At 53.7% G+C, this 24,127-nt stretch carries 27 protein-coding genes; 24 read left to right on the forward strand and 3 right to left on the reverse strand.

The features are described from left to right. Positions 1 to 5: 5 nt before the first annotated feature. A complete protein-coding gene (locus EZM41_RS04885) occupies positions 6 to 1,562 on the reverse strand; it encodes an amidohydrolase (protein ID WP_198470017.1) in 1,557 nt (518 codons plus the stop codon). Between the two features lie 129 nt (positions 1,563 to 1,691). On the opposite strand from EZM41_RS04885, the gene EZM41_RS04890 reads away from it, so the two are divergent. The 18 genes from EZM41_RS04890 to EZM41_RS04975 all read left to right on the forward strand — a co-directional run bounded on the left by EZM41_RS04890 (position 1,692) and on the right by EZM41_RS04975 (position 13,827). Then, positions 1,692 to 3,314, forward strand: a complete 1,623-nt coding sequence (locus tag EZM41_RS04890) for an AAA family ATPase (protein ID WP_198470018.1) — start codon at positions 1,692 to 1,694, stop codon at positions 3,312 to 3,314. A 34-nt stretch (positions 3,315 to 3,348) separates the two neighbouring features. Next, on the forward strand, positions 3,349 to 3,558 hold the full coding sequence (locus EZM41_RS04895; RefSeq protein WP_198470019.1) for a TOBE domain-containing protein: 210 nt from the start codon (positions 3,349 to 3,351) through the stop codon (positions 3,556 to 3,558). Between the two features lie 22 nt (positions 3,559 to 3,580). Further along, complete coding sequence (locus tag EZM41_RS04900; RefSeq protein ID WP_198470020.1) at positions 3,581 to 3,979, forward strand: secondary thiamine-phosphate synthase enzyme YjbQ; 399 nt, start codon at positions 3,581 to 3,583, stop codon at positions 3,977 to 3,979. A 22-nt stretch (positions 3,980 to 4,001) separates the two neighbouring features. Continuing rightward, positions 4,002 to 5,576 carry a cardiolipin synthase gene (cls, locus tag EZM41_RS04905; protein WP_198470021.1) on the forward strand — a complete coding sequence of 525 codons (1,575 nt, stop codon included), beginning with the start codon at positions 4,002 to 4,004 and terminating at the stop codon, positions 5,574 to 5,576. Between the two features lie 92 nt (positions 5,577 to 5,668). Next, on the forward strand, positions 5,669 to 6,163 hold the full coding sequence (locus EZM41_RS04910; protein WP_342449244.1) for a Na+/H+ antiporter subunit E: 495 nt from the start codon (positions 5,669 to 5,671) through the stop codon (positions 6,161 to 6,163). After that, positions 6,160 to 6,417, forward strand: a complete 258-nt coding sequence (locus EZM41_RS04915; RefSeq protein ID WP_198470023.1) for a monovalent cation/H+ antiporter complex subunit F — start codon at positions 6,160 to 6,162, stop codon at positions 6,415 to 6,417. Before EZM41_RS04910 ends, EZM41_RS04915 begins: the two co-directional genes overlap by 4 nt. A gap of 2 nt (positions 6,418 to 6,419) precedes the next feature. After that, a complete protein-coding gene (mnhG, locus tag EZM41_RS04920) occupies positions 6,420 to 6,803 on the forward strand; it encodes a monovalent cation/H(+) antiporter subunit G (protein WP_198470024.1) in 384 nt (127 codons plus the stop codon). Further along, the gene (locus EZM41_RS04925; protein WP_198470025.1) at positions 6,796 to 7,038 is read left to right on the forward strand and encodes a hydrogenase subunit MbhD domain-containing protein; all 243 of its coding nucleotides are present in this window, start codon (positions 6,796 to 6,798) and stop codon (positions 7,036 to 7,038) included. Before mnhG ends, EZM41_RS04925 begins: the two co-directional genes overlap by 8 nt. Before the next feature lie 5 nt (positions 7,039 to 7,043). Then, positions 7,044 to 7,322, forward strand: a complete 279-nt coding sequence (mbhE, locus tag EZM41_RS04930) for a hydrogen gas-evolving membrane-bound hydrogenase subunit E (RefSeq protein ID WP_198470026.1) — start codon at positions 7,044 to 7,046, stop codon at positions 7,320 to 7,322. Further along, the gene (locus EZM41_RS04935) at positions 7,319 to 7,807 is read left to right on the forward strand and encodes an MnhB domain-containing protein (RefSeq protein WP_198470027.1); all 489 of its coding nucleotides are present in this window, start codon (positions 7,319 to 7,321) and stop codon (positions 7,805 to 7,807) included. Before mbhE ends, EZM41_RS04935 begins: the two co-directional genes overlap by 4 nt. Then, entirely contained in the window at positions 7,797 to 8,144 is a 348-nt protein-coding gene (locus EZM41_RS04940; RefSeq protein ID WP_198470028.1) for a sodium:proton antiporter, read from the forward strand. Before EZM41_RS04935 ends, EZM41_RS04940 begins: the two co-directional genes overlap by 11 nt. Then, positions 8,141 to 9,700 (forward strand): proton-conducting transporter transmembrane domain-containing protein, encoded by a 1,560-nt coding sequence (locus tag EZM41_RS04945; RefSeq protein WP_198470029.1) that lies wholly within the window; start codon positions 8,141 to 8,143, stop codon positions 9,698 to 9,700. Before EZM41_RS04940 ends, EZM41_RS04945 begins: the two co-directional genes overlap by 4 nt. Beyond that, entirely contained in the window at positions 9,700 to 10,041 is a 342-nt protein-coding gene (locus tag EZM41_RS04950; protein WP_232619076.1) for a hydrogenase, read from the forward strand. Before EZM41_RS04945 ends, EZM41_RS04950 begins: the two co-directional genes overlap by 1 nt. Before the next feature lie 12 nt (positions 10,042 to 10,053). After that, the gene (locus EZM41_RS04955; protein ID WP_446697814.1) at positions 10,054 to 10,542 is read left to right on the forward strand and encodes an NADH-quinone oxidoreductase subunit B family protein; all 489 of its coding nucleotides are present in this window, start codon (positions 10,054 to 10,056) and stop codon (positions 10,540 to 10,542) included. Further along, a complete protein-coding gene (locus tag EZM41_RS04960; RefSeq protein WP_198470030.1) occupies positions 10,526 to 11,074 on the forward strand; it encodes an NADH-quinone oxidoreductase subunit C in 549 nt (182 codons plus the stop codon). Before EZM41_RS04955 ends, EZM41_RS04960 begins: the two co-directional genes overlap by 17 nt. Before the next feature lie 11 nt (positions 11,075 to 11,085). Further along, positions 11,086 to 12,324, forward strand: a complete 1,239-nt coding sequence (locus EZM41_RS04965) for a hydrogenase large subunit (RefSeq protein ID WP_198470031.1) — start codon at positions 11,086 to 11,088, stop codon at positions 12,322 to 12,324. Then, complete coding sequence (locus EZM41_RS04970; RefSeq protein WP_198470032.1) at positions 12,321 to 13,322, forward strand: respiratory chain complex I subunit 1 family protein; 1,002 nt, start codon at positions 12,321 to 12,323, stop codon at positions 13,320 to 13,322. Before EZM41_RS04965 ends, EZM41_RS04970 begins: the two co-directional genes overlap by 4 nt. A 13-nt stretch (positions 13,323 to 13,335) precedes the next feature. Beyond that, entirely contained in the window at positions 13,336 to 13,827 is a 492-nt protein-coding gene (locus tag EZM41_RS04975; protein ID WP_198470033.1) for a 4Fe-4S binding protein, read from the forward strand. Between the two features lie 74 nt (positions 13,828 to 13,901). Here the strand turns inward: EZM41_RS04975 and gltX are convergent, their stop codons facing one another. Further along, positions 13,902 to 15,209, reverse strand: coding sequence for a glutamate--tRNA ligase (gene gltX, locus EZM41_RS04980; protein WP_198470034.1), 1,308 nt, complete (start codon positions 15,207 to 15,209; stop codon positions 13,902 to 13,904). 122 nt (positions 15,210 to 15,331) lie between these two features. Here gltX and EZM41_RS04985 point away from each other — a divergent pair, with 122 nt between their 5' ends. Further along, a complete protein-coding gene (locus EZM41_RS04985) occupies positions 15,332 to 17,893 on the forward strand; it encodes a DNA polymerase (protein WP_198470035.1) in 2,562 nt (853 codons plus the stop codon). A 2-nt stretch (positions 17,894 to 17,895) separates the two neighbouring features. Here EZM41_RS04985 and EZM41_RS04990 read toward each other — a convergent pair whose 3' ends face one another. Then, entirely contained in the window at positions 17,896 to 19,392 is a 1,497-nt protein-coding gene (locus tag EZM41_RS04990; protein WP_198470036.1) for an ABC1 kinase family protein, read from the reverse strand. A gap of 166 nt (positions 19,393 to 19,558) precedes the next feature. Between EZM41_RS04990 and EZM41_RS04995 the strand changes: the two genes are divergently transcribed. The 5 genes from EZM41_RS04995 to EZM41_RS05015 all read left to right on the forward strand — a co-directional run bounded on the left by EZM41_RS04995 (position 19,559) and on the right by EZM41_RS05015 (position 23,999). After that, positions 19,559 to 20,650 (forward strand): SurA N-terminal domain-containing protein, encoded by a 1,092-nt coding sequence (locus tag EZM41_RS04995; RefSeq protein WP_232619086.1) that lies wholly within the window; start codon positions 19,559 to 19,561, stop codon positions 20,648 to 20,650. A 146-nt stretch (positions 20,651 to 20,796) separates the two neighbouring features. Then, positions 20,797 to 21,744 carry a dimethylarginine dimethylaminohydrolase family protein gene (locus tag EZM41_RS05000; RefSeq protein ID WP_342449238.1) on the forward strand — a complete coding sequence of 316 codons (948 nt, stop codon included), beginning with the start codon at positions 20,797 to 20,799 and terminating at the stop codon, positions 21,742 to 21,744. Between the two features lie 32 nt (positions 21,745 to 21,776). Further along, positions 21,777 to 22,583 (forward strand): transporter substrate-binding domain-containing protein, encoded by an 807-nt coding sequence (locus EZM41_RS05005; protein WP_198470039.1) that lies wholly within the window; start codon positions 21,777 to 21,779, stop codon positions 22,581 to 22,583. A gap of 41 nt (positions 22,584 to 22,624) precedes the next feature. Beyond that, the gene (locus EZM41_RS05010; protein WP_198470040.1) at positions 22,625 to 23,281 is read left to right on the forward strand and encodes an ABC transporter permease subunit; all 657 of its coding nucleotides are present in this window, start codon (positions 22,625 to 22,627) and stop codon (positions 23,279 to 23,281) included. Next, positions 23,274 to 23,999 (forward strand): amino acid ABC transporter ATP-binding protein, encoded by a 726-nt coding sequence (locus tag EZM41_RS05015; protein WP_198470041.1) that lies wholly within the window; start codon positions 23,274 to 23,276, stop codon positions 23,997 to 23,999. The genes EZM41_RS05010 and EZM41_RS05015 overlap by 8 nt, the downstream gene beginning before the upstream one ends. The last annotated feature ends 128 nt before the right edge of the window (positions 24,000 to 24,127 follow it).

Here is a 24,127-nt window from a genome sequence, read left to right on the forward strand (position 1 = left end):
ACGGCTCAAAATACCCTTCTTCCGCCCAAATAAGTCTCTGCTGTCCTTACGGTGCGCAGGTGGCGCTCATCTACGGTCAGAGGATCGTCTTCCACCACTACGAAGTCGGCGATTTTTCCTTCCTCCAGGTTTCCCAAGAGCTTTTCTTCGCCCATAATGTAAGCCGAGCCAAGGGTATAGCAGTAAAGCGATTCTTCTACGGTTAGCGCTTCTTCTTTGGATGTTTCATACACTGAGGGAGCTTCAAATTTCCCCCTTGTGACGGCCGCATATAGGGTTTCAAAGGGATCGATCGGCTCGACTGGCGAATCCGTCCCGAAGCCCACCGGCACTCCGGCTTGCATTATGCTTCTAAAGGGATAAATCCATTTGGCCCTCCGTTGACCGACCCTTTCTAAGAGCCACCAGTCTGTGAGGACGAAGTGAGGTTGAACTGTTACGGCGATGCCGACTTGCGCCATTCGCTCGATTTGGTCAGGCCTCGATAAGGAGGCGTGTTCGATCCTGTGCCTTAGATCGCTGTGTCCCAGCGCCTCGTATGCGTCGAGGATCATATCTATGGTGGCGTCGCCTATGCCGTGGATGGCGAGCTGCAATTTGGCTTCGTCAGCCTCCGCCGCGAGCGAAAAGAGCTCGTCTCTTCTGACGTTATACTGGCCGAAGGCCTCGGGGTCGTCCTCGTAGGGATCGGAAAGCCGTGCCGTGCGGGCCCCGAGGGAACCGTCTGCCAATATCTTTATGCCTTGAATCTTGAGCAGGTCGTCTCCGAAGCCTCGCCTTATGCCCAGGCCCTTTAAAGCCTTCAAGACGTCTCTTTCGGGGTTGAGGTAGGCCCTGACCCTCAGAGGGAGCTCTTCGCCCAACTCGATCAATGCCGCCAGTTCCCTTGCGCCGCAGCTTACGAAGCCGAGGGTGCTTACACCGCGCGAGGCGGCATGAAATGCGCCAGCTCGCAAATATTCTTTCCAGTCTTCGATGGTGAGAGACCTCCTGAACTTCTCCTTGGCGATATTTAGAGCTTCCTCTACGATCACTCCGGAAGGAGCCCTGTCTTTGCCCTTCAAGACATTCGGCGAGGAGGGGTCCAATCCTAACTCTTTTAGGGCCGGCGTGTTGATGACTGCCGCATGGAGGCATACTCTGGACAGCATGACAGGTCGCTTCTTCTCTACGGCATCCAGATCGTATCTCGTGGGCCACCTGTGCTCTGCGAATAGCTCCTGGTCCCATCCGTATCCCAATATCCACGGCGAGTCGTTATCTCGTGCGAAGGCATCGAGTTTTCCCTTGAGCTCCTCGAGACTCTTCGTGCCTCTCAAGTCGACGGAGCGGAGGGAGAGTCCGACTTCATCGAGATGAGCGTGAGAGTCTATGAAACCCGGAAGGAGCGTCTTTCCCTTTAAATCTACGATCTCGGCCCCAAGTCTCTCAGCGAGATCCCTGATCTGATCCTCTCTGCCTGACGATAATACTCGGCCTCCAGCGATCAAGAGGCCGCCCGCCTCTTTCTTCGGGCAGAAGGAGATATAAATGTGACCGTTTAAGAAGGCTTTGGCTCCCATCGAAACGAGACCCCCTTTTTATGTTTGCTCCATTATAATGAATATACTCGACAAATGCTTTCGGAGAACGGTGCACCGCAAAGTCGGCATCCGAAGATGGGACGAGACCGAACGAAGGTGAGAAAACAAATGAAGATAGAGCTGAACGAAGGTTTCCGCCGGGCCTTAGAGTTGATGGAAAAAACCGACAAGGGCGTCTTTGTAACGGGGCGGGCAGGCACCGGCAAATCTACGCTGTTGAGCTATTTTCGTGCTACGACCGCAAAGCGGATAGCAGTGTTGGCCCCTACCGGCGTGGCTGCCTTAAACGTCTGCGGGCAAACCATCCACTCCTTCTTCGGCTTTAAGCCGAACGTCACGATGGAGCGCATAAAGAAAATCCCTTCCTCAAGCGATAGGGGCGATGTGTATCGGAACATCGACACTATCGTCATAGACGAGATCTCCATGGTGAGAGCCGACCTGCTCGATTGCGTGGATAAGTTCTTGAGGTTGAACGGCCCTCTAAAAGGCAAACCTTTCGGGGGAATCCAGATGATCTTCATAGGCGACCTTTACCAGCTTCCACCGGTGGTCACCGGGAGCGAAAGGGCAGCCTTCGGTTCGCTCTACGAAAGCCCTTATTTCTATAGCGCTCATGTCTTCAAGTCCATCGATATGGCCTTCGTGGAGTTGGATAAGATCTACCGTCAGCACGATCAGCGGTTCATAGATCTGCTCAACGCCATCCGGAACAAGTCCGTCTCCGAAGAGGAGATAGAACTCCTCAACAGCAGGGTTATGCCCGAATTTGAGCCTCCGCCGGACGAATTTTACATCTATTTGACCACTACCAACAGGCAGGCCGAAGAGATCAACAGGCGACAGCTGTCAAAGTTGAAAGGCCCTATGTACAGCTTTACGGGTTTTATCGAAGGAGAGTTCGGCGACGATTACCTGCCTACGGCAATCGAACTCCAGCTCAAAGGGGGAGCTCAGGTCATGATGCTCAACAATGACCCTCAGGGCAGATGGGTAAACGGCAGCGTAGGTAGGATCACCGATATAATCCGATATCCCGATGAGGAGGCGGTCGTTGTCGTAGAGCTCGCCGATGGCGAGGAAGTGGAAGTGACGCCCAATACATGGGAAATCTTCCGCTTTTTCTCGGAAGACGACAAGTTGAAATCGGAGGTCATCGGAAAGTTCACTCAATATCCCTTGATGCTGGCTTGGGCGGTGACCATCCACAAGAGTCAGGGGAAATCCTTCGACAAAGTCATTATAGATATAGGAAGGGGTGCCTTCGCTCATGGCCAAGTCTACGTTGCGCTGAGCCGATGCACATCCTTTGAAGGCCTCGTCCTCAAAAAACCTATCCTCAAGAGGCATATTTGGATGGACTGGCAAGTTGTGAAGTTCCTGACCAGGTATCAGTACAAGAAGGCTGAGGAAGACCTCCCCATCGATGAGAAGGTCAAGCTCATCGAGGAGGCCATCCTGAAAAAGGCGGCTTTAGAGATAGTCTATCTCAAGCCCAATGACGAGAAGACCAAGAGAGTCGTATGGCCTAAGGAAGTAGGCGAAATGGAGTATCGGGGCAAGAGATACTTGGGGATGCGGGCTTTTTGTGCGCAGCGAAACGAGGAGAGGACCTTCAGGGTTGACCGAATACTGGAGATTAAGGGTATACATGGACAGAGCGAGGAAAGTCACTCGGCCGAATTCGAAAGGGCTGAGTTAAGCGCGTTTCAGGAGAGTGACGTTGTATAATTAAAGTAAATACTATGAAGGAGGTGCGAGCCCGATGAAGATCAGCGCGAGAAACGTGCTAAAGGGCAAGGTCAAAAAGGTGATCCATGGAGCGGTGAATTCCGAGGTGACCTTGGAGCTCCCAGGTGGGCTTGAGATCGTCTCCATCATTACGAAGACGTCGGCGGAAAACCTCGGTCTGACCGAGGGGAAGGAAGTCTATGCCGTAATAAAGGCTTCCAATGTGATGATCGCTACTGATTGACGGAGCGCGAGGGCGAAGATCCTTGCTTCAAACGATAAACGTAAGGACGCAAAAGCGGACTGAGCTGGTGGATATTACGGCAGAGGTGGCAGAGGCCGTAGAAAGGACGGACGTGCAAAGCGGCCTCTGCCACCTCTTTCTGCCTCACACTACAGCTGCCCTCGTGATAAACGAAAACGCGGACCCCAGCGTAGCGATCGATATCACCGAGTCCCTCGACAGACTTATACCATGGGATTTCGATTATCGGCACCAGGAGGGGAACGCCGCGGCTCACATAAAGTCAAGCCTGTTGGGAAACTCCTTGACCGTCTTCGTGGAAGACGGCAAGTTGCTACTGGGCAAATGGCAGGGGGTGTTTTTGTGCGAGTTCGACGGCGGAAGGGCGAGGAAGGTGGTGGTAAAAGTCGTCGAAGGCTAACCTTGCGCGGCTGAAAGAGGCATTGATAACCCTAAAGGAGCGGACGTTCGAGGAATCTTCCGTCATTTTGCCCCTTTTGGCAGTGGTGCTCTTTGTCGTTTATATTGTGAGCGCTTACTGTGGGTTACGGCTCGGGGAATCGGAGCAGGCCGGTTTTTTTGCCTTCTTCAGTGCTATCAGTCCATATGCCGGCCTCTTCCTAACGCTGTATGCCGTCTTTGCAGCCGTCGTAATCTTTTTTGAAAACAAGAATCCCGACAGGACAATAGCTTGGATGCTCATTCTTCTGTTTCTGCCCATTGTCGGCTTTGTTTTGTATTTTCTGTTCGGTCCGAACTTAGACAAAAGGGCTGCATTCAGAGGGTTGAAGCATAAAAAGAGCGCGATCATGGAGCGCTGGGCGGAGGATGAGCTAAAGGCCTTAGAGTCAATGGCAGCCTCCGTGTTCCCCTGGAAGACCGTCATTTCACTTTTGAAGACATCAATGGCACCGCTCATCTTTAGAAATACCTTGGAGGTCTTGACCAATGGTGATGCCACGTTTATGGCCATAAAAAGCTCACTCTCCAAGGCTGAACGCTTCATTCATATGGAATATTTTTCCATATCAAACGATGGAATAGGCAACGAAATAAGGGAAATCCTCGAAAGGAAAGCTAAAGAGGGATTGAGGGTTAGGGTCATATATGACAGCGTCGGCAGCTGGAATATAGGGAAGGATTACATAGAATCGCTAAAGGGTGCCGGGGTAGAGGTGTATCCCTTCGCTCCCATTTCTTTGCCGATGCTCCGCCGTAAGCTGAACCACAGGAACCATCGCAAGATCATCGTCGTGGACGGCAAGGTGGGCTTTATGGGCGGGCTCAATATAGGCGACAAATATCTGAGCCGAGATCGTCGCTTCGGTTTTTGGCGCGATACGCATTTGAAGGTAGAAGGAGAAGCCGTTCACAAACTGCAGGATGTCTTTTTGAGCGATTGGCGATTCTGCAGCGGCCAAGATCTCGACGAACCCGATCTATTCCCGCAAGTGGAGGGGCCCAGTTTGTGGATCCCCGTTCAGATTGTGAATAGCGGTCCGGACCTGGAGCTGAGCCCTGTTATGATAGGCTATTTTTCCTTGATCGCTTCGGCAACTGAGCGCATATGGATCACGACACCCTACCTGGTTCCCGGCGAGAGCATAAAGACCGCCCTCAAAGCAGCTTCCCTAAGCGGCCTCGATGTGCGTATAATTGTGCCCGGTTTGGCCGATCATATTTTTGTGTTTTGGGCTTCCCAAGCCAATATCGACGATCTTTTGACTGCTGGCGTGCGCATATTCAGTTACAATAATGGCTTTATTCACTCAAAAGTTGTCATCGTCGACGGGAAGGCTGCGTCGGTGGGCACGACCAATCTGGACTTGAGGAGTTTCGAGATAAACTTTGAAATTCAAGCCTTTATATACAGCAAGGAGGTTGCCTCTCGGCTGGAGCAGGATTTCATGGATGACCTGACTCAGTGCAGCGAATTTACGCTGGAGGAGCGAGCGCGAAAGCCTTTCGCCCAGAAGGCGAAAGAAGCGATTGGGAGACTTTGGACAGCTCAAGTGTGAGGGAATCTTCTGCTGGCTTGTAGGATCTTTAACTATTGTTATAATGGTTTCGGGCATATTAGGTGTAAAGGATATTGCATACGTTTGGGGAGGTGGTTTGCTTGGTAATCTTCATCCTTTCCGCCGTCACTTACCTTTTGCTCGTCTGGAGCGGCGGAGGGATACCGTTGTCTGAGGTCGTAATAGCATTAGCTCTTGCGACGATAATGGCCGTCGCCGCAAAGAGTTGGAGTCCCTATGTCGTGCGCTTAGGGGCGCTGCGACCAGATAGATGGGTTCGCTTTGTCGTCTATCTGTTTGGTCCGTTCCTTGTGGCCATGGCCAAGGCCAACATCGATGTCGCGTTGAGGGTCATCACAGGCAAGATCAGGCCCGGTATAGTAAAGGTCGATATCGGGCTCACGAACGATATTTCCACGACCTTGCTCGCCAACTCCATCACGCTCACCCCCGGCACTCTCACCGTTGACGTAGACGAGGAGGAGCGAGCGCTTTATATCCATTGGATCAACGTGACGAACAAGACCCCCGCTGGGCCGGAATTGTATGGCCCTTTTGAGGAATGGGCAAGGAGGATTGCGGAATGACATCATTGCTCCTCTTTGGCAGCGCTGTGTTGGGTATAGCGGCGATTTTGATGGTAGGCCGCGCGATAGCCGGCCCCACAAATCCGGATAGAGTAGTGGCGCTCGATGCCCTTAACACCTTAGTTGTAGCCCTGATGATCCTTTTGTCGGCTGTCTACGATTCGGTGGTTATGGTGGATGTGGCCATAGTCTATGCGGCTCTGTCTTTTGTGGGGACAATCTTTATCGCGCGCTATTTGGAGGGGGGTCTTTAGGAATGTACGCGATCGCGTTCCTCTTATTGGCCATCTGCCTCTTTATAGGGCTTGCATTTAATTGTCTTGCTACAGTGGCGTTGTATCGTTTTCCTGACGTATACACTCGCCTCCACGGAACGACCAAATGCACAACCTTTGGCTCCATATTCACGTCGGCAGCTGTGGTGGTATATGCCCTCTACAAGTACGGAAGCACGGGAGACGGGCGATTCTTGGCGCTCTTCATCCACGTGGTGATTGCGGTTTTGGCAATTTTGATCACAAACGCCACTGGTGGTCATGCCATAGCCAGGGCAGCCCATAGGAGCGGAGTCAAACCTGCCATGGCCGTGGTGGATCGCCTGGCCGAGAGAGAAAGAAAGGGCGGTGTCGCTAATGGCTGACGTATTGCATGCAGCTGTGCTGATCCTCATAGTGGTGTCGGCCTTTTTTGCGGCGTGGTTCAGAGATCTATTGGCGGCCGTGGTCTCGCTTGCGATTATGAGCCTCGTGATTTCATTGGAATTCTATATCCTGCAGGCTCCCGACGTGGCTATAGCCGAGGCTGGAATAGGAGCCGGCCTCTCCACGGCTATATACATGATCGCCCTGCGGGCGTGCAAGCGCACCAGGAGGTGAAGCGCATGAGAGGATGGCGAATCTTTTATCTATTGGGGCTCATGGTGATGTGCGGACTCTTCTTCGGAGCGCTTCAGGATATCCACCCCTTCGGTGAGCCCTTGGAACCCGCTATGGACGACTATTTCCTGGAACGCGCTCAAGAAGAAAGGGCGGCCAACAACGTGGTCACCTCTATAGTCTTCGACTACAGGGGCTTCGACACATTGGGAGAGGCTGCGGTGCTGTTTACGGCCGTTACATCCGTGGTAGCGCTTTTTAGAAAGGGAGGTCATGAGCGATGAATCCCCTTTCCGTAATAGTTAGGACGGTTTGCAATGTCTTCGCCTGGTTCATGGTTATCTTCGGCGCCTACGTCATAGTTCACGGGCACCTCTCTCCGGGAGGAGGTTTTCAGGGCGGAGCCGTTGTTGCCACTTTTATAGCCTTCTTGTTGGTCGCCCACGGAGGGAAGAGGCTTCTCGGTTGGGTCAAAGAGGGGCTATTCAGCGCCGCGGAGAGTACTGGACTCTTGGTATTCTTGGGGGCAGGACTTTTCGGCATATCGACCACCTTCTTTTACAACTTCTTAGCGAAAAAAGGAGGCCTCTTCGGCTCGATGGTTCCTCTCGGCAGTAACCCTGGAGTGCTGAACAGCTCAGGAACCATAGCGCTGATGAATTTGGCTGTCGGGTTGGAGGTAATTGCGGGGTTGTCGCTCATAATCGTTTACATGTTCAAGGGAATCCGCATGGAGCTCGGGGGAGAGGAGGAGAGTCATGACAGGTAACTTTCCTTTCGTCGTGGTCGGATTGGTCTTCGCTATAGGTATGGCTTTGATCCTCTTCGACAAAAATCTCATCAAAATAGCGATAGGCGTATCCATGGTCGAGGCAGCCACAAACCTGTTCCTCATAGTCTTGGGCTACAGAACGGGCGGATCCATCCCGGTCTACACCTTGGCTGGCGAAGTTAAAAGGATGGTGTTGCCTACGCCGCAGGCGCTGACGCTTACATCTATCGTCATAGGCGTAGCGACGACAGCGCTGATGCTTTCCCTCATCATGTTGCTCTATCGCCATTACGGCACTCTTGACGTCCGCGAGATAAGGAGGCTGCGAGGATGAACTGGCAAATCCATCTACCTGCGTTGCTCATAGCCGTACCGCTCTTGGGGGCCTTTGCGGCGCCCGCTTTCGCCAATCGTCGCCTGCGGGACGTCTGGTTTACGGTTATGATCGCCGCTACGACTGTCATAGCTTTTCTGCTTTGGCGGCGAGTGGGGACAGAAGGGATTGTAGTCTACGTAATGGGGGGCGAAAACTGGCGCCTCACGCTCCCATCCGGTATGAAACTTCCCATCCGCATCATAATGGAAGTGGACGCCTTCAGCGCCTTTATGGCTCTCTCTGGTTCCATCGTTTCCTTCGCGGGAGCCATTTTCTCACTAAGGTTCTTGGACCGCACGACCGGCGGAGAGAAGTTCGTTGCCCTCTATTTCCTCCTTACAGCCGGAATGCTCGGTATGGAGACCACGGGCGACCTCTTTAACTTCTTCGTCTTTCTGGAGATCGCTTCTGTAGCCTCTTATGGCCTTATCGCCTTTTGGCGCAATACTCCCGAGGCCATCGAAGCCAGCTTTAAGTACATGCTGCTGTCTACTATAGCGGCTCTCATGGTTTTGATAGGGGTGGGCATCCTCTACGGGCGGTATGGGGCGCTCAATATGGCCGCCATCGCGAAATCCATGCGGTTGGGATTGCCCGAAAAGGTGGCGCTTGCGCTCTTTGTGGCTGCTTTAGCCATGAAGTGCGGCGCCGTGCCGCTACACATGTGGGTTCCCGACGCTTATTCCCAGGCGCCGGCAGGCATATCGTGCTTCTTGGTCTCCGTGAGCCAGGCCTCCCTTTACGGCCTGTTCCGTATCTCCTTCTCCGTTTACGGTCGAGCCCTCGATACTCCTGCCGTGGCGTGGATCATAATAGTCTTCGGGATCCTCTCCATGTTCATCGCAGTCGTAATGGCCGTCATACAGAAGGAAGTAAAGCGCCTCATGGCTTATCACGCCGTTTCTCAGACGGGCTACATGTTGTTGGGCGTCGGAGTGGGGCTGTTGGCCTTGACGCACCCTCAGGCCATGAGCGAATACGGCTTCACGGCGATGCAGGGCGGCATCTTCCACATAATCAACCATGCCATGTATAAGGGCTTGCTCTTCCTCACCGCCGGATCTATTTTCTACGCGTCTGGGACGCTCGATCTGAACCGGTTGGGAGGGTTGGCCAGGAATATGCCGTATACCACGGTCATGTTCGTCGTTTCGGCTGCGGCTATCGCCGGGCTTCCTCCGGTCAACGGGTTCGTGTCGAAGCTTTTGGTGTACGAGTCTTCCTTTGCCGTGCACCCCATCCTTACGGTTATGGCGCTGGTCACCTCGATCCTCACTCTCGCTTCCTTCGTGAAGGTCTTTCAGTCGGCTTTCTTGGGCCCGGCGAGGGCACGCTTTTCTGAGGTGAGGGAGGTTCCGAGGAGCATGCTCGTGGGCATGACGGTTTTGTTGGTGGCCATACTCTGGCTGAGTTTTATGCCTACGTGGTCTTTGTCGAAACTGGTTGGCCCAGCAGCGCAGGCTTTGGTCGATCAGGCGGGCTACATTGAGGCCATCATGAGGAGTGGATTGTGATGATGTTGGGGACTGTGCAGTCTGGCTTCGGGTATTGGAATGTATATGCCTGGATCGTCTTCTTCGCCTTGGCGGCCGTGTTGGTCTTTTACTTCAGGTCCGCCGGCAGAAGCGACTATAAAGTGGGCACGTACCAAGACGAGATATTCTATGGCGGCAACCCCGTCCCTAAAGACGGAGACGAGATAGCGGTGCCCGCCAGCTCGGCCTACTGGGGTTTCACGGAGGCCCTTTCTCCCTTTTATAAGTTGCTTTTGAGCCTTCACACCGGGATCGCCAGCGATTACGTGGGCTATCTCGTAGTGACTACCGCCCTCATTTCTGCGCTCATCGTGCTGTAGGAGGCGAAAGAGATGCTGAAGATGGATTTAGCGAAGACGTTGGAAATCCTGCCCAGATCTATTTGGGTGTTCTTGTGCAACAGCGGCTCATGTAACGGTTGCGATATCGAGGTGGTGGCGACCTTGACCCCTCGCTATGACATAGAGCGGTTCGGTATGAAGCTCGTGGGCTCGCCAAGACACGCGGATGCCCTCTTGGTCACCGGGCCGGTGACCAAGTATATGACGGAGAGGTTGAAGCATATCTACGATCAGATGCCGGATCCTAAGGTGGTGATCGTCGTGGGCAACTGCGGATGTTCCGGTGATGTCTTCTACAAATCGTATAGCCTCGATGGGCCGGTGGACCAGGTGCTTCCCGTTGATGTCTATGTCCACGGTTGCCCGCCAAGGCCTGAGGCCATCATAGAGGGCGTAGCCAAGGCGGTCCTGAAGCTCGAAGCTTTGAGGGAATCGCTTGACAGCAAGGAGGCAGATGTGGCCGATGTCGCGCAGAGCTGAGTATACGGACAAGGCGCTGGCTCCCGAAGCTGTGGTCAGCGTAATTAAAGAGCGGTTGGGGGATGCGGTCGAAGTTGTGGGACTGAGAGATCGGAAGGCCGGTTCGAACGATACCGTATGTTTTCACGATCTGTGGCTTCGCTGTCCCAAGGACAAGTTCCTCGAGCTCTTAGATATCCTATTCGAGCTCGACTTCCCATTTTTCCACGTCATGTCTGGGAACGATGAGGGGGAGGCTGTGCTTTTAAACTATCATTTCACTCTATTCCAGAGCAGTGGTAAGGCTTCAAGATTGGGCGTGGCGGTGAGCGTTTACCTCCCGAAGGACGATCTGACCATGCCGTCAATACAGGACCGTATCCCAGGTGCAGAGTACAGCGAGCGGGAGATGCGGGAGATGCTCGGCATCGCTTTTTCTGGGATGCCTGACGAATCGCTCGTATTTCTGCCGGAGGATTGGGATGAACAAATCAAACCCTGGCGGCGCGATGAAGCTGGTCCAAAACCGGAACAGATACGGGAGCTGTCTTAGGAGGGCATACAATGGCTGTAGGAGAAGCTAAAACCTATAAAATACCGATAGGCCCCGTTCACGTTGGCCTCAAGGAGCCTATAACCACATGGCTTGAGGTGGATGGGGAGAGGATAGTAGACATAAAGGTTCGCCCGGGTGCCATCCATCGAGGGATAGAATTCATGGCCAGGGAACGCAATCCTATCCAGGTTATATATCTGGCGGAGAGGATATGCGGGATCTGCTCCTTCGCCCACATCGAAAGCTTCGTCAGAGCCGTGGAGGACGCCGCATCAATCTCCGTACCCAAGCGGGCTCAGTATATAAGGACGATCATGCTCGAGCTCGAGAGGGTCCACTCCCACATCTTGTGGGCCGGCGTAGCCTGTTATACCTTCGGCTACGATTCGGCTTTCAATCTGGGGTTGCTGCTCAGGGAAAAGGTCATGGATGTGCTCGAGGCCGTGTCGGGCAATCGCGTCAATTACGGCGTAGGAACGATAGGCGGCGTAAGGCGAGACATAACGCCAGAAGCGGCGGCGGCGCTTGAGGACATGTTGAGTTATTACAGGAGGGAGTTCGCGGCCTTTTACGAGGTGGCTACAGAAGACCCCATAACGAAGGCGCGCATGAGGCATGTTGGCACTCTGCCGCCCGAGGATGCCGTGCGCTACTGTGCGGTGGGACCGACGGCGAGGGCGAGCGGCCTCCGGGTCGACCTGCGCTGGTCGTCTCCCTATGAGGCTTACGCCGACATAGAGGTGACGCCCATAGTGCCGCAAGACTACATGGGTGAGGTCTACGGCGACGTCTTCGACCGTTTCCTCGTGCGGGTTTTAGAGGTCTATCAGTCGCTTGACATAATAGAAAAAGCGCTGTCGGGTTTACCCGAAGGGCCACTCATGGCGGAGCCGAAACTCCCCAAATTATTGGCCCTTTTGAAGGCCGCCGACGGCGTAGGTTGGAGCAGCATAGAAGCTCCCAGAGGCGATGACGCGCACATTGTGAAGCTCACGAAGGGAGACGAGAACGTCACGTGGTGGAAGGTGAGAGCCCCAACCTATGCCAACATCGTCTCGTGGCCGATCATGTTCCGGGGACAAGAGATAGCGGATGCCCCTCTCATCGTAAACAGCATAGATCCGTGCATATCCTGTATGGAGAGGGCCCTCGTGATAGACAAAAGGAGCGGCTCGTCTGAGGTTTTGACGAAGGAAGAGCTCTTGAAGCGCTCAAGGGAGAAGACGAGGAGGTTGATGGGGCGATGAGCGTCTTGATATTCGTGGCCAAGCTGATCGCAGGCGGTGCGCTTCTATGCTTAGGAGTGCTCCTCGCACTGCTTTACGAGGGCGTCGATCGCATAATCAGCGCACGTATGCAGCGCAGGTTCGGGCCTCCCCTCCTGCAGCCCTTTTACGACGTATTGAAGCTCCTGGGCAAAGAGTCCATAGTGCCCCGCAGGGCGGTGGCGTGGGCCTTCAATGGGGCTCCTTGGATGGCCCTCGTCACTGCGCTCATGGTTTTCCTCTACATACCGATGGGGGCGCTTCCTCCTATATTGGGAAGCGAGGGGGACTTGATCCTCATCACGTATCTCTTAGCCCTCTCTGCCGTGGCCCTCGTCGTAGGCGGCTTTGCCAGCGGCTCCCCTTATGCGAACGTGGGCTCTCAACGCGAAATGGTGCTGATGATGAGCTATGAGTTGCCTTTGGCCCTCGTCGTATCGACGATGGCCTGGCTCGTATATCGTCGAGGAATTCCTGGCCCGGCTTTCAGCCTCGAGACCTTTTCTTCCCTTTCTCTGTGGAATACGGTCGGCTGGGTCGGGGCGCTAGGGCTTTTGTCGCTGTTGCTCGCACTGTTGGCTGTGGTGCCGGCCGAAGTGGGAAAGGTCCCCATGGACATAGCGGAGGCGAAGACGGAGATCCTCGAGGGGTTGATCTCCGAATATTCGGGGCGCAACTTAGCGCTGCTCAAGCTCACTTACTCCGTTAGGACATTGGCGCTGTGCGCCGTGGTCGTCGCGCTTTTCTTCCCTTGGTCTTTAGGCAAGGCGATGGGTCTCTCCGGCGTTGGGCTGTTCGTCATAGATTTCGTCTGGTTTTGGATCAAGACGTTCGTTGTCCAGACTGTGGGAGTAACGACGGTGCGGACGGCCTTTGGTAGGTTTAAGATCTGGCAGGCCGCGCGCTTCTATTGGATTCAGGTCGGCGGCTTGGCCCTGGCGGGCATGCTGCTTCTTACGCTCGAAGTGGCGATCTATTGAGGAGGGAATGCCAGTGTTAAATCGCATGACTTTGCAGATCTTAAAACAAGTTGTCGAGAAGCCGTTTACTAACCTCTTTCCGGTGCCTCATATGCCCGACAATTTGGGAGAGGTATTGAAAGCAGCCGCCGAAGGGCGCGTGCAGATCAATCCGCCTGTGGAGGTGCCGAAGCATTTTCGCGGCAAAATCGGCTACGATAGGGAAAAGTGCATAGGCTGTCGCCTTTGTACGCGCGTGTGCCCGGCCAACGCCATAACCTATATCCCTGAGGATAAGAAGGTTATGGTGCATGTTGATCGTTGTTGTTTTTGCGCGCAGTGCACAGAAATATGCCCGGTGCAATGCTTGTGGATGACGGAAGAGTTCCTGCTCTCATCATACGACAGGAAAGCTCAAGTGGTGATCGATTCAGGCAAAAAAGCCGAAGAGGTACCGCAGGTCGAGCGCATCCCGTCTGAAGCGCAAGTAATGGAGACCGCCGCGCCAGAAGCCGCATCGTCGTGAGCTTTTGAGCGCACGGCGCGCTTTTTGAGGGCGGAGGGGAGCTCTGATGTGACTGAAGCTTCCCTCCGCCAATTTCAGATCAGGTTGTAATGAGATAGGCGCTTTTTTACCTCGTCGCGCCCGAGTAGCTGGGCCACCTCGAAGATTCCCGGGCTCACCTTCCTTCCGGTGAGGACCAATCGCAACGGCATCGCCACATCTTTCAGCTTCATCCCTTTTTCATCGCACCATTGTCGTGCGAAGTTTTCCATCTGTGGCGCTTCCCACGGCTCTATCGCCAGAAGGGCACGGAAGAAGGGGCGAAGGCTCTCTGCTTTATCTGCCGACTCCTTGCCGTCATAGCGTTTAGCGACGCTATTAAAATCGAAGAAGTAATCCGTAAATTCGGCGATCTCTACGAGTGTCCTCCCTCTGCCCTCAAGGAGGCTTACGGCTTGCTCTAAATAGGAGCGGTCGAATTGCTCGACTGGAAGCCCGAGCTTTTTCCAAAAAGGTAGCACCGCATCGACGAGGGATTTAGGGTCCATCATCTTTATATGTTCCTGGTTGACGTAGTTGAGTTTATCCATGTCGAAAATGGCGGCCCTCTTCACGACGCGAGAGATCTCGAAGAGCCGAGTTGCCTCCTCCCTCGTGAATATCTCCTTGTCGCCGCCTGGCGACCATCCGAGGAGGGCGAGGAAGTTAAAGACAGCCTCGGGTAGGTACCCCATGTCCTTGTACTCGTGGACGCTCGTGGCACCATGCCTCTTGGAGAGCTTCTTCTTGTCTTTGCCGAGTATCATGGGCAGGTGGGCGAAGCGCGGCAATTCCCAGCCAAAAGCCTTGTAAAACAAAATCTGCTTGGGCGTGTTGGCTATGTGGTCTTCCCCCCTTATGACCCAATTTATGGCCATGTGGTGATCGTCTATCACTACGGCGTAGTTGTAGGTGGGGGTGCCGTCGCTCTTCATTAAGACCTGGTCCTTCAGCGTCTCGCTTTTGACGCTTATCGCTCCGTACACGGCATCTTCGAACGATATCGTCTCTCCCTGGGGTATTTTGAATATTATCGCCGCTCCGTCGCGATAGGCCAGACCGCGCGATACTAAATCTTCGGCGCATTCCATATAAAGCTCCAATCTCTCAGACTGCCGATAAGGGCCATAAGGACCTCCGCAATCCGGTCCTTCGTCCCAATCCAGTCCCAACCATCGCAATCCGGCATATATCGTATCCTCATAGGCCTGCGTGGATCGCTCCCTGTCCGTATCCTCTATCCTCAACACAAATCTTCCGCCGTGTTTTTTGGCCCATAGCCAGTTGAAGAGAGCCGTATGGGCACCTCCTATGTGAAGGGCGCCCGTGGGGCTCGGGGCAAACCTGACGCGCACATCTGTCATCGTGCTATCCTCCTATTTCTCATCTCGTTCCTTGCGGCCTCGGCGAAAAGGCTTTTACAGACCGGCATTCTGTGAGATTATATACAAATATGGCTTTGTCTGCCAGGAACGGAGGGGGAAAATTGGCCAAGCAAAAACTATTGCTCGTGGACGGCCATGCCTTGGCCTTCAGGGCTTTCTATGCCCTGCCGGAGCTGAACGCTCCGGACGGCACGCCCACGAACGCCGTTTTGGGCTTCGTGAACATGCTCCTGAAGGTCCTCAACGATGAAAAGCCGACACATGTGGCCGTAGTGTTCGATGCCAAGGGTGAGACTTTCAGGCATCAAGCTTACCGCGAATACAAGGCAGGACGCCAGCCGGCACCTGACGCTTTCAAGGTTCAACTCCCTTTGATAAAGGAGCTGGTCGCGCTTTTGGGGCTGCCGGTGTTCGAAGTGGAAGGGGTAGAGGCTGACGACGTCATAGCGTCAGCTGCCTTGCGCGCTGCAAATTCTGGCGTAGAGGCCCTGATCCTCACGGCGGATAAAGACCTAATGCAGATCTTGGCACCAGGCATCCGGGTCATCAAGCCGTCGAGGGGGGTGAGCGATTTTAAGGTTTACGACGCCGAAACCTTCACAGAAGAGTACGGCTTTCCTCCGCGAGCGTTCGTCGATTATCTGGCTTTGGTGGGCGATAAGGTGGACAACGTGCCCGGGGTTCCGGGAATAGGGGACAAGAGGGCATCTTCTCTGTTGCGCGAATACGGCTCCGTTGAGGGCATCTTTGAGCATCTGGATGAGCTGCCTTCTTCTCTGAAAGAGAAAATAGAGCCCCTTCGCGACCGCATATTGGAGAGCAGGAGTTTGGCGAAGCTCGAGGCCGATTTGCCGGTCGAGGTTGAAAGCTTCCTGCCCAAAGAGCCCGATGTCGATGGGCTTAAGGCACTTTGCAGGAAGCTCGGCCTCAAAAAGTTGGCGGAGAGGCTCAAAATAGAGATAGACGATCCGAAAAAGTCGGAGGAAAGATCGATAACAGCAAAGCCCGCACTGCAAAATTCTTCCATCGATGAGTTGGCAGGCGAAGACGAACTCGTCATAGCCTGGCAGGGTGAGGGAGTTTACCCAAAGCATTTCGCCATTAAAAAGTTGCTCATTTCGTCGAGGGATGGAAGGCGCTCACTTATAGAATCCCCATCCAAGGGTTGGCCTGTTGAGGCCTTGAGCGCGCTTCGCAGCTCCAAATTTTACCTCTGGGGTTATAAGGAATTCTGCCAAGCCTTAGGGGAGCTGCCCGTGCCCTGCGAGCGCATCTGGGACGTAAAAGTGGGCCACTACCTGTTGCACCCTGATATGCCCGACCACGGCCTTAAGACTTCGGGAGGCTTATTTCCGGTCACCTTGCTCGAGCAGGGCGACGCGATATGGCATGCTAAAGAAGCGCAGGAGGCAGGCTTTGGCGACGAAGCCCTGCGCAAGCTCATGATAGAGATAGACCAACCCCTCTCTCCCGTCCTGGCTGAAATGGAAGCCTATGGTCTGGCTGTAGACAGAAAAATGCTCGAAGGCTTGGCAGGAGAGCTCGCTATCCGCATAAAGGAGGTGGAAGCCTCCATAGCGCGAATGGCCGGTACAGAGATAAACCTCAACTCGCCCAAGCAGGTGGGGTGGCTGCTCTTCGAAAAACTTGGACTGCCTCCGACCAAAAGGACGAAGACGGGTTATTCCACCGACGTTACCGTGTTGGAAGAGCTCTCTAAGCTTGATACCGAGCTCAGCGAGGTTCCCAAAAAATTGCTCGAACACCGTGAGCTTTCAAAGTTGCTCTCCGGCTTTGCGCAGGCCATCCTGCGGGCTATCGACCAAGAGAGCGGGTGCGTGCATTCCACCTTCGACCACACCTCTACTGGGACCGGCAGGCTCAGCAGCAGAGACCCTAACATCCAAAACATCCCGGCCTATGGAGAAAACGCTTTTGCGCTGCGAAAGGCCTTCATCCCCCATGAGCCGGACAGGGTTTTCGTGGCGGGCGATTATTCCCAGATAGAGCTCCGCGTCCTCGCTCACCTTTCGAAGGAGGAGCGCTTGTTAGAGGCCTTTTCTGCTGGGCGCGATATTCACGCCGAAACGGCTTCGTGGGTTTTTGGAGTTGCCGGAGACGCTGTTACACCTGAGTTGCGCAGGTTGGCCAAAATGATAAATTTCGGGCTTTTGTATGGCATGAGTTCCTTCGGCCTATCCCAGCGGCTCGGCATCGCGAGGAGCGAGGCGCAAAAGATAATGGAACGTTACTTCCAGGCCCTTCCCAAGGTCAAGGATTACCTCGAAAGAAGTTTCGAGGAGGCCAAGGCGAGAGGATACACCCTTTCCATATTCGGGAGGCGGCGCCCCCTGAATGAAGTTTCTACTACGGAAGGAAGGGGTGCCGACGCTATGAGGCGCGTAGCCATAAATACCCCTATTCAAAGCAGCGCTGCTGATGTCGCAAAGCTTGCCATGATCAAGTTCTCGAAGAAGGCCGAGCATTTGAGCGGCGAAGCGAGAATGGTCCTTCAGATTCACGATTCCATAGTATGCGAATGCCACGGGCAAAACTCGGGCGAAGTCGAAGAGGCGCTCAAAGAGACGATGGAAAGCGCGGTAAAGCTCGACGTGCCGGTACTGGTTCAAATGAAGCGCGGCAAGTCCTTGGCAGAGGTGTGAGGTCAAAACAAAAGCATAAGAGCTAAGAGAAAACCCGCTATCGCCCATGGCAGCGCTGAAACCTGGGGACTTGCCAGCCACGGCGTCATGGCGACCAGGCAAACGCCCAAAAAGAGCCTGCCTTTGTTGAGGCGACCTTCTTTTTCGGGCGGAGGTTGAATATCTTGGGCGAGCCAAAACGACCTCACCCTCTCGGCCTGCTCCCTGATAACATCCATCGCAGCCTCAAAAGGATGAGTCATCTGCCAGGTCGTCACCTCGTCCAGCGCTTTTTTAAGGACATCCTCGCTGGACGAGGTGGGGTCTAAGGCCATAAGGTGCCCCTCAAGCGTGGAAAGTGCTCTCACGAGGTAGAGAAAAGGGCGCGGTATCTTGAAGCCGTGCTGTGCGGAGAGGGTGGTTAAGGCCTCGAAGATCTCCGAAAGGGAAACCCTCCCCACAGGCCGACTCAAATAATCTTCGAGCATGTCATACATTTGGCTTTGAAGAGCTGTGGCCTCGTGCGAAGGAGGCAGGAACCCTAAGGATAGAAACACGCGGTGAGCCCTCTCTGCGTCTGCATGAAGCACCGCTTCGAGGAGTCTCAAAAATTTGCGTCGCATGACTTCCGGCACAAAGACCATTGCACCAAAGTCAAGGACTATAAGTTGTCCATCTTCGTTAACTAACAAGTTACCGGCATGAGGGTCAGCATGAACCATGCCCGCCTCTATGAACTGGATCGAATATATCTGGACGAGCTTGCTGGCCATCTCTCTTTTGGCGAGCATAGAAAGAGACGGTATCGCTTTGTCCAGGCGAACCCCTTGGTGGTAGGTCATGGTGAGGACCCTCTTACTGCACAGTTGATTTATCGGTTGGGGGACGATGATGCCTGAACCTTCGGCCACTTTTGCGCGGAATCGCGCCATGGATGACGCTTCTCGCAGGAAATCCATCTCGTGCTGCATCTGCAAAGCGAGTTCGGCGACGAGGTCTTCCAGCGTGAAGGGGAGCCTCGATGGGCTCGGTAACCACTTGGACAAGTGGCGCATAATCCGGAGGTCTCTTGCAACTTGAGCCTCCAAGCCGGGACGTCTAACCTTTATGGCCACAGTTCGGCCGTCGGCCAACAGGCCGCGGTATACCTGTGCTATGCTTGCAGAGCCGATGGGCTCTTTGTCGTAGTCTACTATGGCTTCAGCCGCCTCTCCCAATTCTTCGTCTATAATTGTCTTGACTTGCGAGAACGGAGCGGGTTTGACCTCGTCGAGCAGCTCAGAGAGGGCCTGCAAGACTTCGGGAGGCAGCAAGTCCACATGGCAGCTGAGCATTTGCCCGAGCTTTATGAACGTAGGCCCTAACGCCTCTAAAACTTCCTTGAGGCTTTGTGCCTCTTCGTCTGTGAGTATCCTTTGTCTCGGCAGGCGGTCGGCCTTGTAAAGACGTGCGAGGGGAGGACCGAGCGTGATTAAGACCCGCACAAATCGCATGGCGTGAAGTAGCGAGCGCCAGTTCATAAAAGCCCCTCCTGGAGGTAAAATTGCGGATATGTCAATGCGTCTGAATATGCTTTCATTATAGAGCAGATGACGATTTTTGACACCCTCAAAAGAAGGGAAATCGCGTATCATTAATGGACGTCCTCATTGGGACGGTCAACGAAAGGAGACGGTAGGTTTGGTTATGAGAATGCTCAGGACCCAGGTGAAATGGATCATGCTGGTGGTGGCGGTGGTTTTCGTCATCTCCATATTCGCTGTCTATGTACACCGGGGTAGCGGAGGAAGAAATGTGGCACAAGGCGATCGCGTCGTAGCCGAGGTGAACGGCAAAAAAGTCATGCTTTCGCAGATAGACAGTGCGGTTCGTTCTTACGTGGAGCACTATGGCTTAAAAGACATAAGCCCGTCGGACCTTCCCTCGCTTCGACGGAGTGTTCTCGATAGCATAATCGTAGAAGGCGAACTCGAGAAGGAGGTCCAGGCCCGTTCGATTCAGGTGACCCAGGAAGAGATAGACGCCGCAATCGCGTATATAAGCCAGCAGTTTCCGACCAAGGAGTCTTTCGAGGATTACTTGAAGAACAACGGCATCACTATGGAGGTCTTGAGAAAAGAAATTGCCAGGCAGATTGCCCAGCGCAAGCTTCTTCAGCAGGCGTCGGAGGGAGTCTCCGTGTCCGAGGAGGAGACGAGAGAATACTACGACGCCATGAAAGAGTCTTTGTTTAAGAGGCCCAAAGGATATCTGATCAATGTGGCCCGCTTTAAAGAACCTCACGTGGCGGAGATAGTTAAGGAAGATCTCTCCGATAAACCAGATGCCTCTTCTTGGAAGGAGCTCATGGAGCTGCACTCTAACGATGTAATATCCCACACGCCTTATGAGAACCCTGTATTTTTGAATGAAGAATCGCTGAAACAGCAGTTCGGCATCCAGGAGCTAAACAAAGGAGAAATCCTCGGACCCGAGGAGATTGCGAGCGGAGATTACGCCCTATTTTTAGTGATGGAGGAGAAGCCCGAAGAGGTGATATCCTTCGATGTGGTCAGCGGAGACGTAGAAAGGTTCCTTTATTCTCAGAAAGCGCAACAGCGCCAACAGGAGTTTTTAGAGGAGCTTGTAAAGAGGGCCGAAGTGAAGCTCTTGGAGCCTGAGCTTTTTGAAGCGGCAAGCAACGATCAGCCCGAAATGTCCCAGGACAATGTTGTATCTGACGATGTCGCCTCTTCGGATTTGGGATCCGAAGCGCCGCAGGAAGGCGCAAAGCCTTAATGCTTGGGCGATGCAGGTGGGTGCGGCAAACTGTGTAATATCGGTGGGATGGAGATATTTTAGCGGCCGTTCAATGAGGGCGAACTTGCCTTTGAAGAAGCCCAGTCTTCGTTTAAACCTAAACTATTTGCTGATGATCCCAGGAGGTGTGCGTCTTGGAAGAGCTTTTGGCTCGCGGCGAGAGGTGGTTCCCCGAAGAGTCTACTTTCAGAGAGGATATGCCCAAGCTGTGGGGTGATTGGGGGGTAGATTCCGAGGTGGGAAAGCTCAGGGCTGTTCTTATGAGAAGACCGGGAGAGGAGATAGAAAGACTATCAAGCCCTGAGCCCTACAGGTGGAAGGCGTTAATGGACCCGGAACTTGCCAGGGCACAACAGGATGCCTTGGCAAAGGTGTATAGAGATCACGGCGTTGAGGTTTATTACGCAAGAGAAGCGGCTTTGGACAAGCCTAACTCGCTGTACCTGAGGGATATCGTATTCATGACCCCCGAAGGTGCCATACTGGGAAGACCGGCCATGGCGGCCCGCAGGGGAGAAGAGCGATGGGCCGCTAAGGCCTTGAGCGAGTTAGGCGTTCCGATTGTGAGGACCATAAACGGTGATGGCATCTTTGAAGGTGCCTGCTGTCTGTGGATCGATAGCAAAACGGCGATCTTGGGCACTGGTGTACGTTGCAATGCCTCGGGAGCAGCCCAGGTGGAGTACGAGTTGAGGAATATGGGCGTTGAAAATATCATAAAGTTCCAGATCCCCTATGGGCATGCCCATGTCGATGGCCTGATGAACTTGGCGGATCGTAAAAAGGCAGTCGTATTTCCGTGGCAGGTGCCGTACGACGTGGTGGCAGCATTGAAAGAGTTGGATTTTCAGATAATAGAGGCTCAATCCGTCCTCGAGGTTAAGCAGAACTTTGGGGTAAACTTCGTGGCCTTGGAGCCCGGAGTGGTCGTTATGCCGGCCGGAAACCAGCGCACTCAGGCTGCAATGGAGGAAGCAGGCATAAAGGTGATCACCGTGGACGTATCGGAGATCATGAAAGGGTGGGGCGCTATACATTGCATGACGGCCTTTTTGAGGCGTGATTCCATATAGGCGTTAAGTTTAACGTAAAGGAGAGGTGTGACGTGAAAAAGGTCTTGTGCTTGGTGACGGTTTTGGCGGTTATGGCTTTTTCTCACGCTGTCTTTGCCGCTGAGAAACCATGGATGGTCGACAGGGTCTTGGACAAGAAGGAGTTGGTTTTGGGCACGGCTCCCGGGTATTTCCCCTTCGAGATGATCGACAAAAAGGGAAATATCGTAGGATACGATGTCGATGTCGCTAAGGAGATGGCAGATGCCTTGGGGGTCAAGCTGTCGATACAGAGATACGGCTTCGACGGACTGATCCCCGCCCTTCAGACCGGCAAGATAGACATCGTAATGGCCGGCATGACCATAACGCCCAAGAGGGCTCTCGTCGTCTCTTTCAGCAACCCTTACTATTCTACTGGGCAGACGCTTTTGGTGTCGAAGAAAAACCCCGACGTCAAGTCGTGGCGCGATCTCGATCAGCCGGGTAAGATCATAGGCGTGTCATTGGGCACCACAGGGGCGATTCTGGCCAAACAGATCTTCGAGAAGGCCCAGGTTAGAGATTTCGATACGTTCCCCGATGCCTCGCTTGCCGCGTCCTCCGGCAGAATCGACGCGGTCGTCTATGATGAACCTGGCGTGAGAGTATACGTGGCGCAACATCCCGATACCACCTATGGAGTTTACGACCTTATCTCTGTAGAAAACCTCGGCATAGCGGTGCCCAAGAACGACTTCGCCTCACTTCAGTGGATAAATTCCTTCTTGTATTCTTTTGTAGGAGGCCTAAAGCATCAAACGATGGTCAAGAAATGGTTTGAAGATATGAGCTGGATACAAGAGATGGAAGCGAAATAAACTTTGCATATTAGTGCGTAAAAGTCAGAGAGGGGATTTCCGTGAGCGAGCTTGACTGGGGAGTGGCAATAGACTATCTCGACGTTCTGCTCTATGGCGTGTTGCTGACGCTGAGGCTATCGGCCATCTCTACAGTAGTCGGGTTAGCGATAGGGATAACCGTTGGATTGTGTCGCATATCCAAAAACCCGCTAATAGCCATTCCCGCAGCCGTGTATGTTGAGGTCGTGAGGGGGATCCCCCTCCTCGTCCTCCTTTTTTACATCTATTTTGGAATAGGCTATTTTGTGAACATGCCGCCCTTTATAGCTGCCGTCTCGGGCCTCGGCATATTTTCAGGGGCCTTTGTGGCCGAGATTGTGAGGAGCGGCATAGAGTCGATCTCGAGGGGTCAAATGGAGGCTGCTCGCTCCACGGGCATGACATATTTGCAGGCCATGAGGTTCGTGATCCTGCCGCAGGCCTTCAGGAGGATCCTGCCGCCGTTGGCGGGGCAATTCATATCTCTCATAAAAGACTCATCCCTGGTGTCTGTGATCTCTGTGGTGGATCTAACCCTTCAAGCGCGGAATGTGATAATTGCCACATTTCGATCGTTTGAGATCTGGACTGTAACGGCATTGCTCTATTTTTCTCTCACATTCACGTTATCTCGCGCAGTGAGGTACTTGGAAAGAAGGTTTAAGATAGTTGATTAAGCTCGAAAGGGTTTTTAAGAGCTTCGGCCATCTCCAAGTGCTTAAAAGCGTCAACTTGGAGGTGAAGAGTGGAGAGGTCGTGGTGGTGTTAGGGCCGAGTGGCGCCGGCAAGAGCACCATGCTTAGGGTTGTAAATGGCCTGGAGACGGTGGATTCGGGCCAGGTTTGGGTCGACGGCGTGCCTGTCCACGATAAAAGGACGAACATCAATCTGTTGAGACAAAAGATCGGCTTCGTGTTTCAACATTTCGAGCTATATCCTCATCTCACAGCGCTGCAAAATGTGACATTGGCCCCCATCGTCGTCAAGAGGATGAAGAAAGAGGATGCCGAGGCGAAAGGGGTTCAGCTCCTTTCGGCTTTGGGCCTCTCCGATAAGGTCGGCTCATTTCCGGCGCAGCTCTCCGGCGGCCAAAGGCAACGCGTGGCAATAGCCAGGGCCTTGGCGATGGACCCCAAAGTGATGCTCTTTGACGAACCCACTTCAGCGCTGGATCCTGAGATGATAAAAGAGGTCTTGGATGCGATGAAGTCATTGGCGAAGGGCGGTATGACGATGATCATCGTTTCTCACGAGATGGGTTTTGCCAGGGAAGTCGCCGATAGGGTTGTCTTTATGGATAAGGGGATGATCCTGGAAGAAGGTGCGCCGGAGGCATTCTTTTCTTCGCCGACTCATCCCAGGGCGGTCGAGTTCCTGGAGAAAGTACTGCGATGACCTCGCCCTCGCTTGAGGGTGCGAAATGGATAAACGCGGGGAATGCAGGCGAACGCACTTTGATCTCGCAAAGCCTATTGCCTATGTGTGGGAGTCTTGTGATATACTTACTGCGTTAGATTCCCCAG

Origin of the sequence: Acetomicrobium sp. S15 = DSM 107314 (assembly GCF_016125955.1) — a bacterium.
Lineage (GTDB): Bacteria > Synergistota > Synergistia > Synergistales > Thermosynergistaceae > Thermosynergistes > Thermosynergistes pyruvativorans.

Coding starts and splice junctions, on each gene's coding strand:
- EZM41_RS04940 (WP_198470028.1), top strand. CDS start 7,797: ATGACAGGTAACTTTCCTTTCGTCGTGGTCGGATTGGTCTTCGCTATA.
- EZM41_RS04990 (WP_198470036.1), bottom strand. CDS start 19,392: ATGAACTGGCGCTCGCTACTTCACGCCATGCGATTTGTGCGGGTCTTA.
- EZM41_RS04995 (WP_232619086.1), top strand. CDS start 19,559: ATGAGAATGCTCAGGACCCAGGTGAAATGGATCATGCTGGTGGTGGCG.
- EZM41_RS04935 (WP_198470027.1), top strand. CDS start 7,319: ATGAATCCCCTTTCCGTAATAGTTAGGACGGTTTGCAATGTCTTCGCC.
- EZM41_RS04950 (WP_232619076.1), top strand. CDS start 9,700: ATGATGTTGGGGACTGTGCAGTCTGGCTTCGGGTATTGGAATGTATAT.
- EZM41_RS04970 (WP_198470032.1), top strand. CDS start 12,321: ATGAGCGTCTTGATATTCGTGGCCAAGCTGATCGCAGGCGGTGCGCTT.
- EZM41_RS04960 (WP_198470030.1), top strand. CDS start 10,526: ATGTCGCGCAGAGCTGAGTATACGGACAAGGCGCTGGCTCCCGAAGCT.
- EZM41_RS04915 (WP_198470023.1), top strand. CDS start 6,160: ATGACATCATTGCTCCTCTTTGGCAGCGCTGTGTTGGGTATAGCGGCG.
- EZM41_RS04945 (WP_198470029.1), top strand. CDS start 8,141: ATGAACTGGCAAATCCATCTACCTGCGTTGCTCATAGCCGTACCGCTC.
- EZM41_RS04895 (WP_198470019.1), top strand. CDS start 3,349: ATGAAGATCAGCGCGAGAAACGTGCTAAAGGGCAAGGTCAAAAAGGTG.
- EZM41_RS04885 (WP_198470017.1), bottom strand. CDS start 1,562: ATGGGAGCCAAAGCCTTCTTAAACGGTCACATTTATATCTCCTTCTGC.
- EZM41_RS04965 (WP_198470031.1), top strand. CDS start 11,086: ATGGCTGTAGGAGAAGCTAAAACCTATAAAATACCGATAGGCCCCGTT.
- mnhG (WP_198470024.1), top strand. CDS start 6,420: ATGTACGCGATCGCGTTCCTCTTATTGGCCATCTGCCTCTTTATAGGG.
- EZM41_RS04955 (WP_446697814.1), top strand. CDS start 10,054: ATGCTGAAGATGGATTTAGCGAAGACGTTGGAAATCCTGCCCAGATCT.
- mbhE (WP_198470026.1), top strand. CDS start 7,044: ATGAGAGGATGGCGAATCTTTTATCTATTGGGGCTCATGGTGATGTGC.
- EZM41_RS04890 (WP_198470018.1), top strand. CDS start 1,692: ATGAAGATAGAGCTGAACGAAGGTTTCCGCCGGGCCTTAGAGTTGATG.
- EZM41_RS04925 (WP_198470025.1), top strand. CDS start 6,796: ATGGCTGACGTATTGCATGCAGCTGTGCTGATCCTCATAGTGGTGTCG.
- gltX (WP_198470034.1), bottom strand. CDS start 15,209: ATGACAGATGTGCGCGTCAGGTTTGCCCCGAGCCCCACGGGCGCCCTT.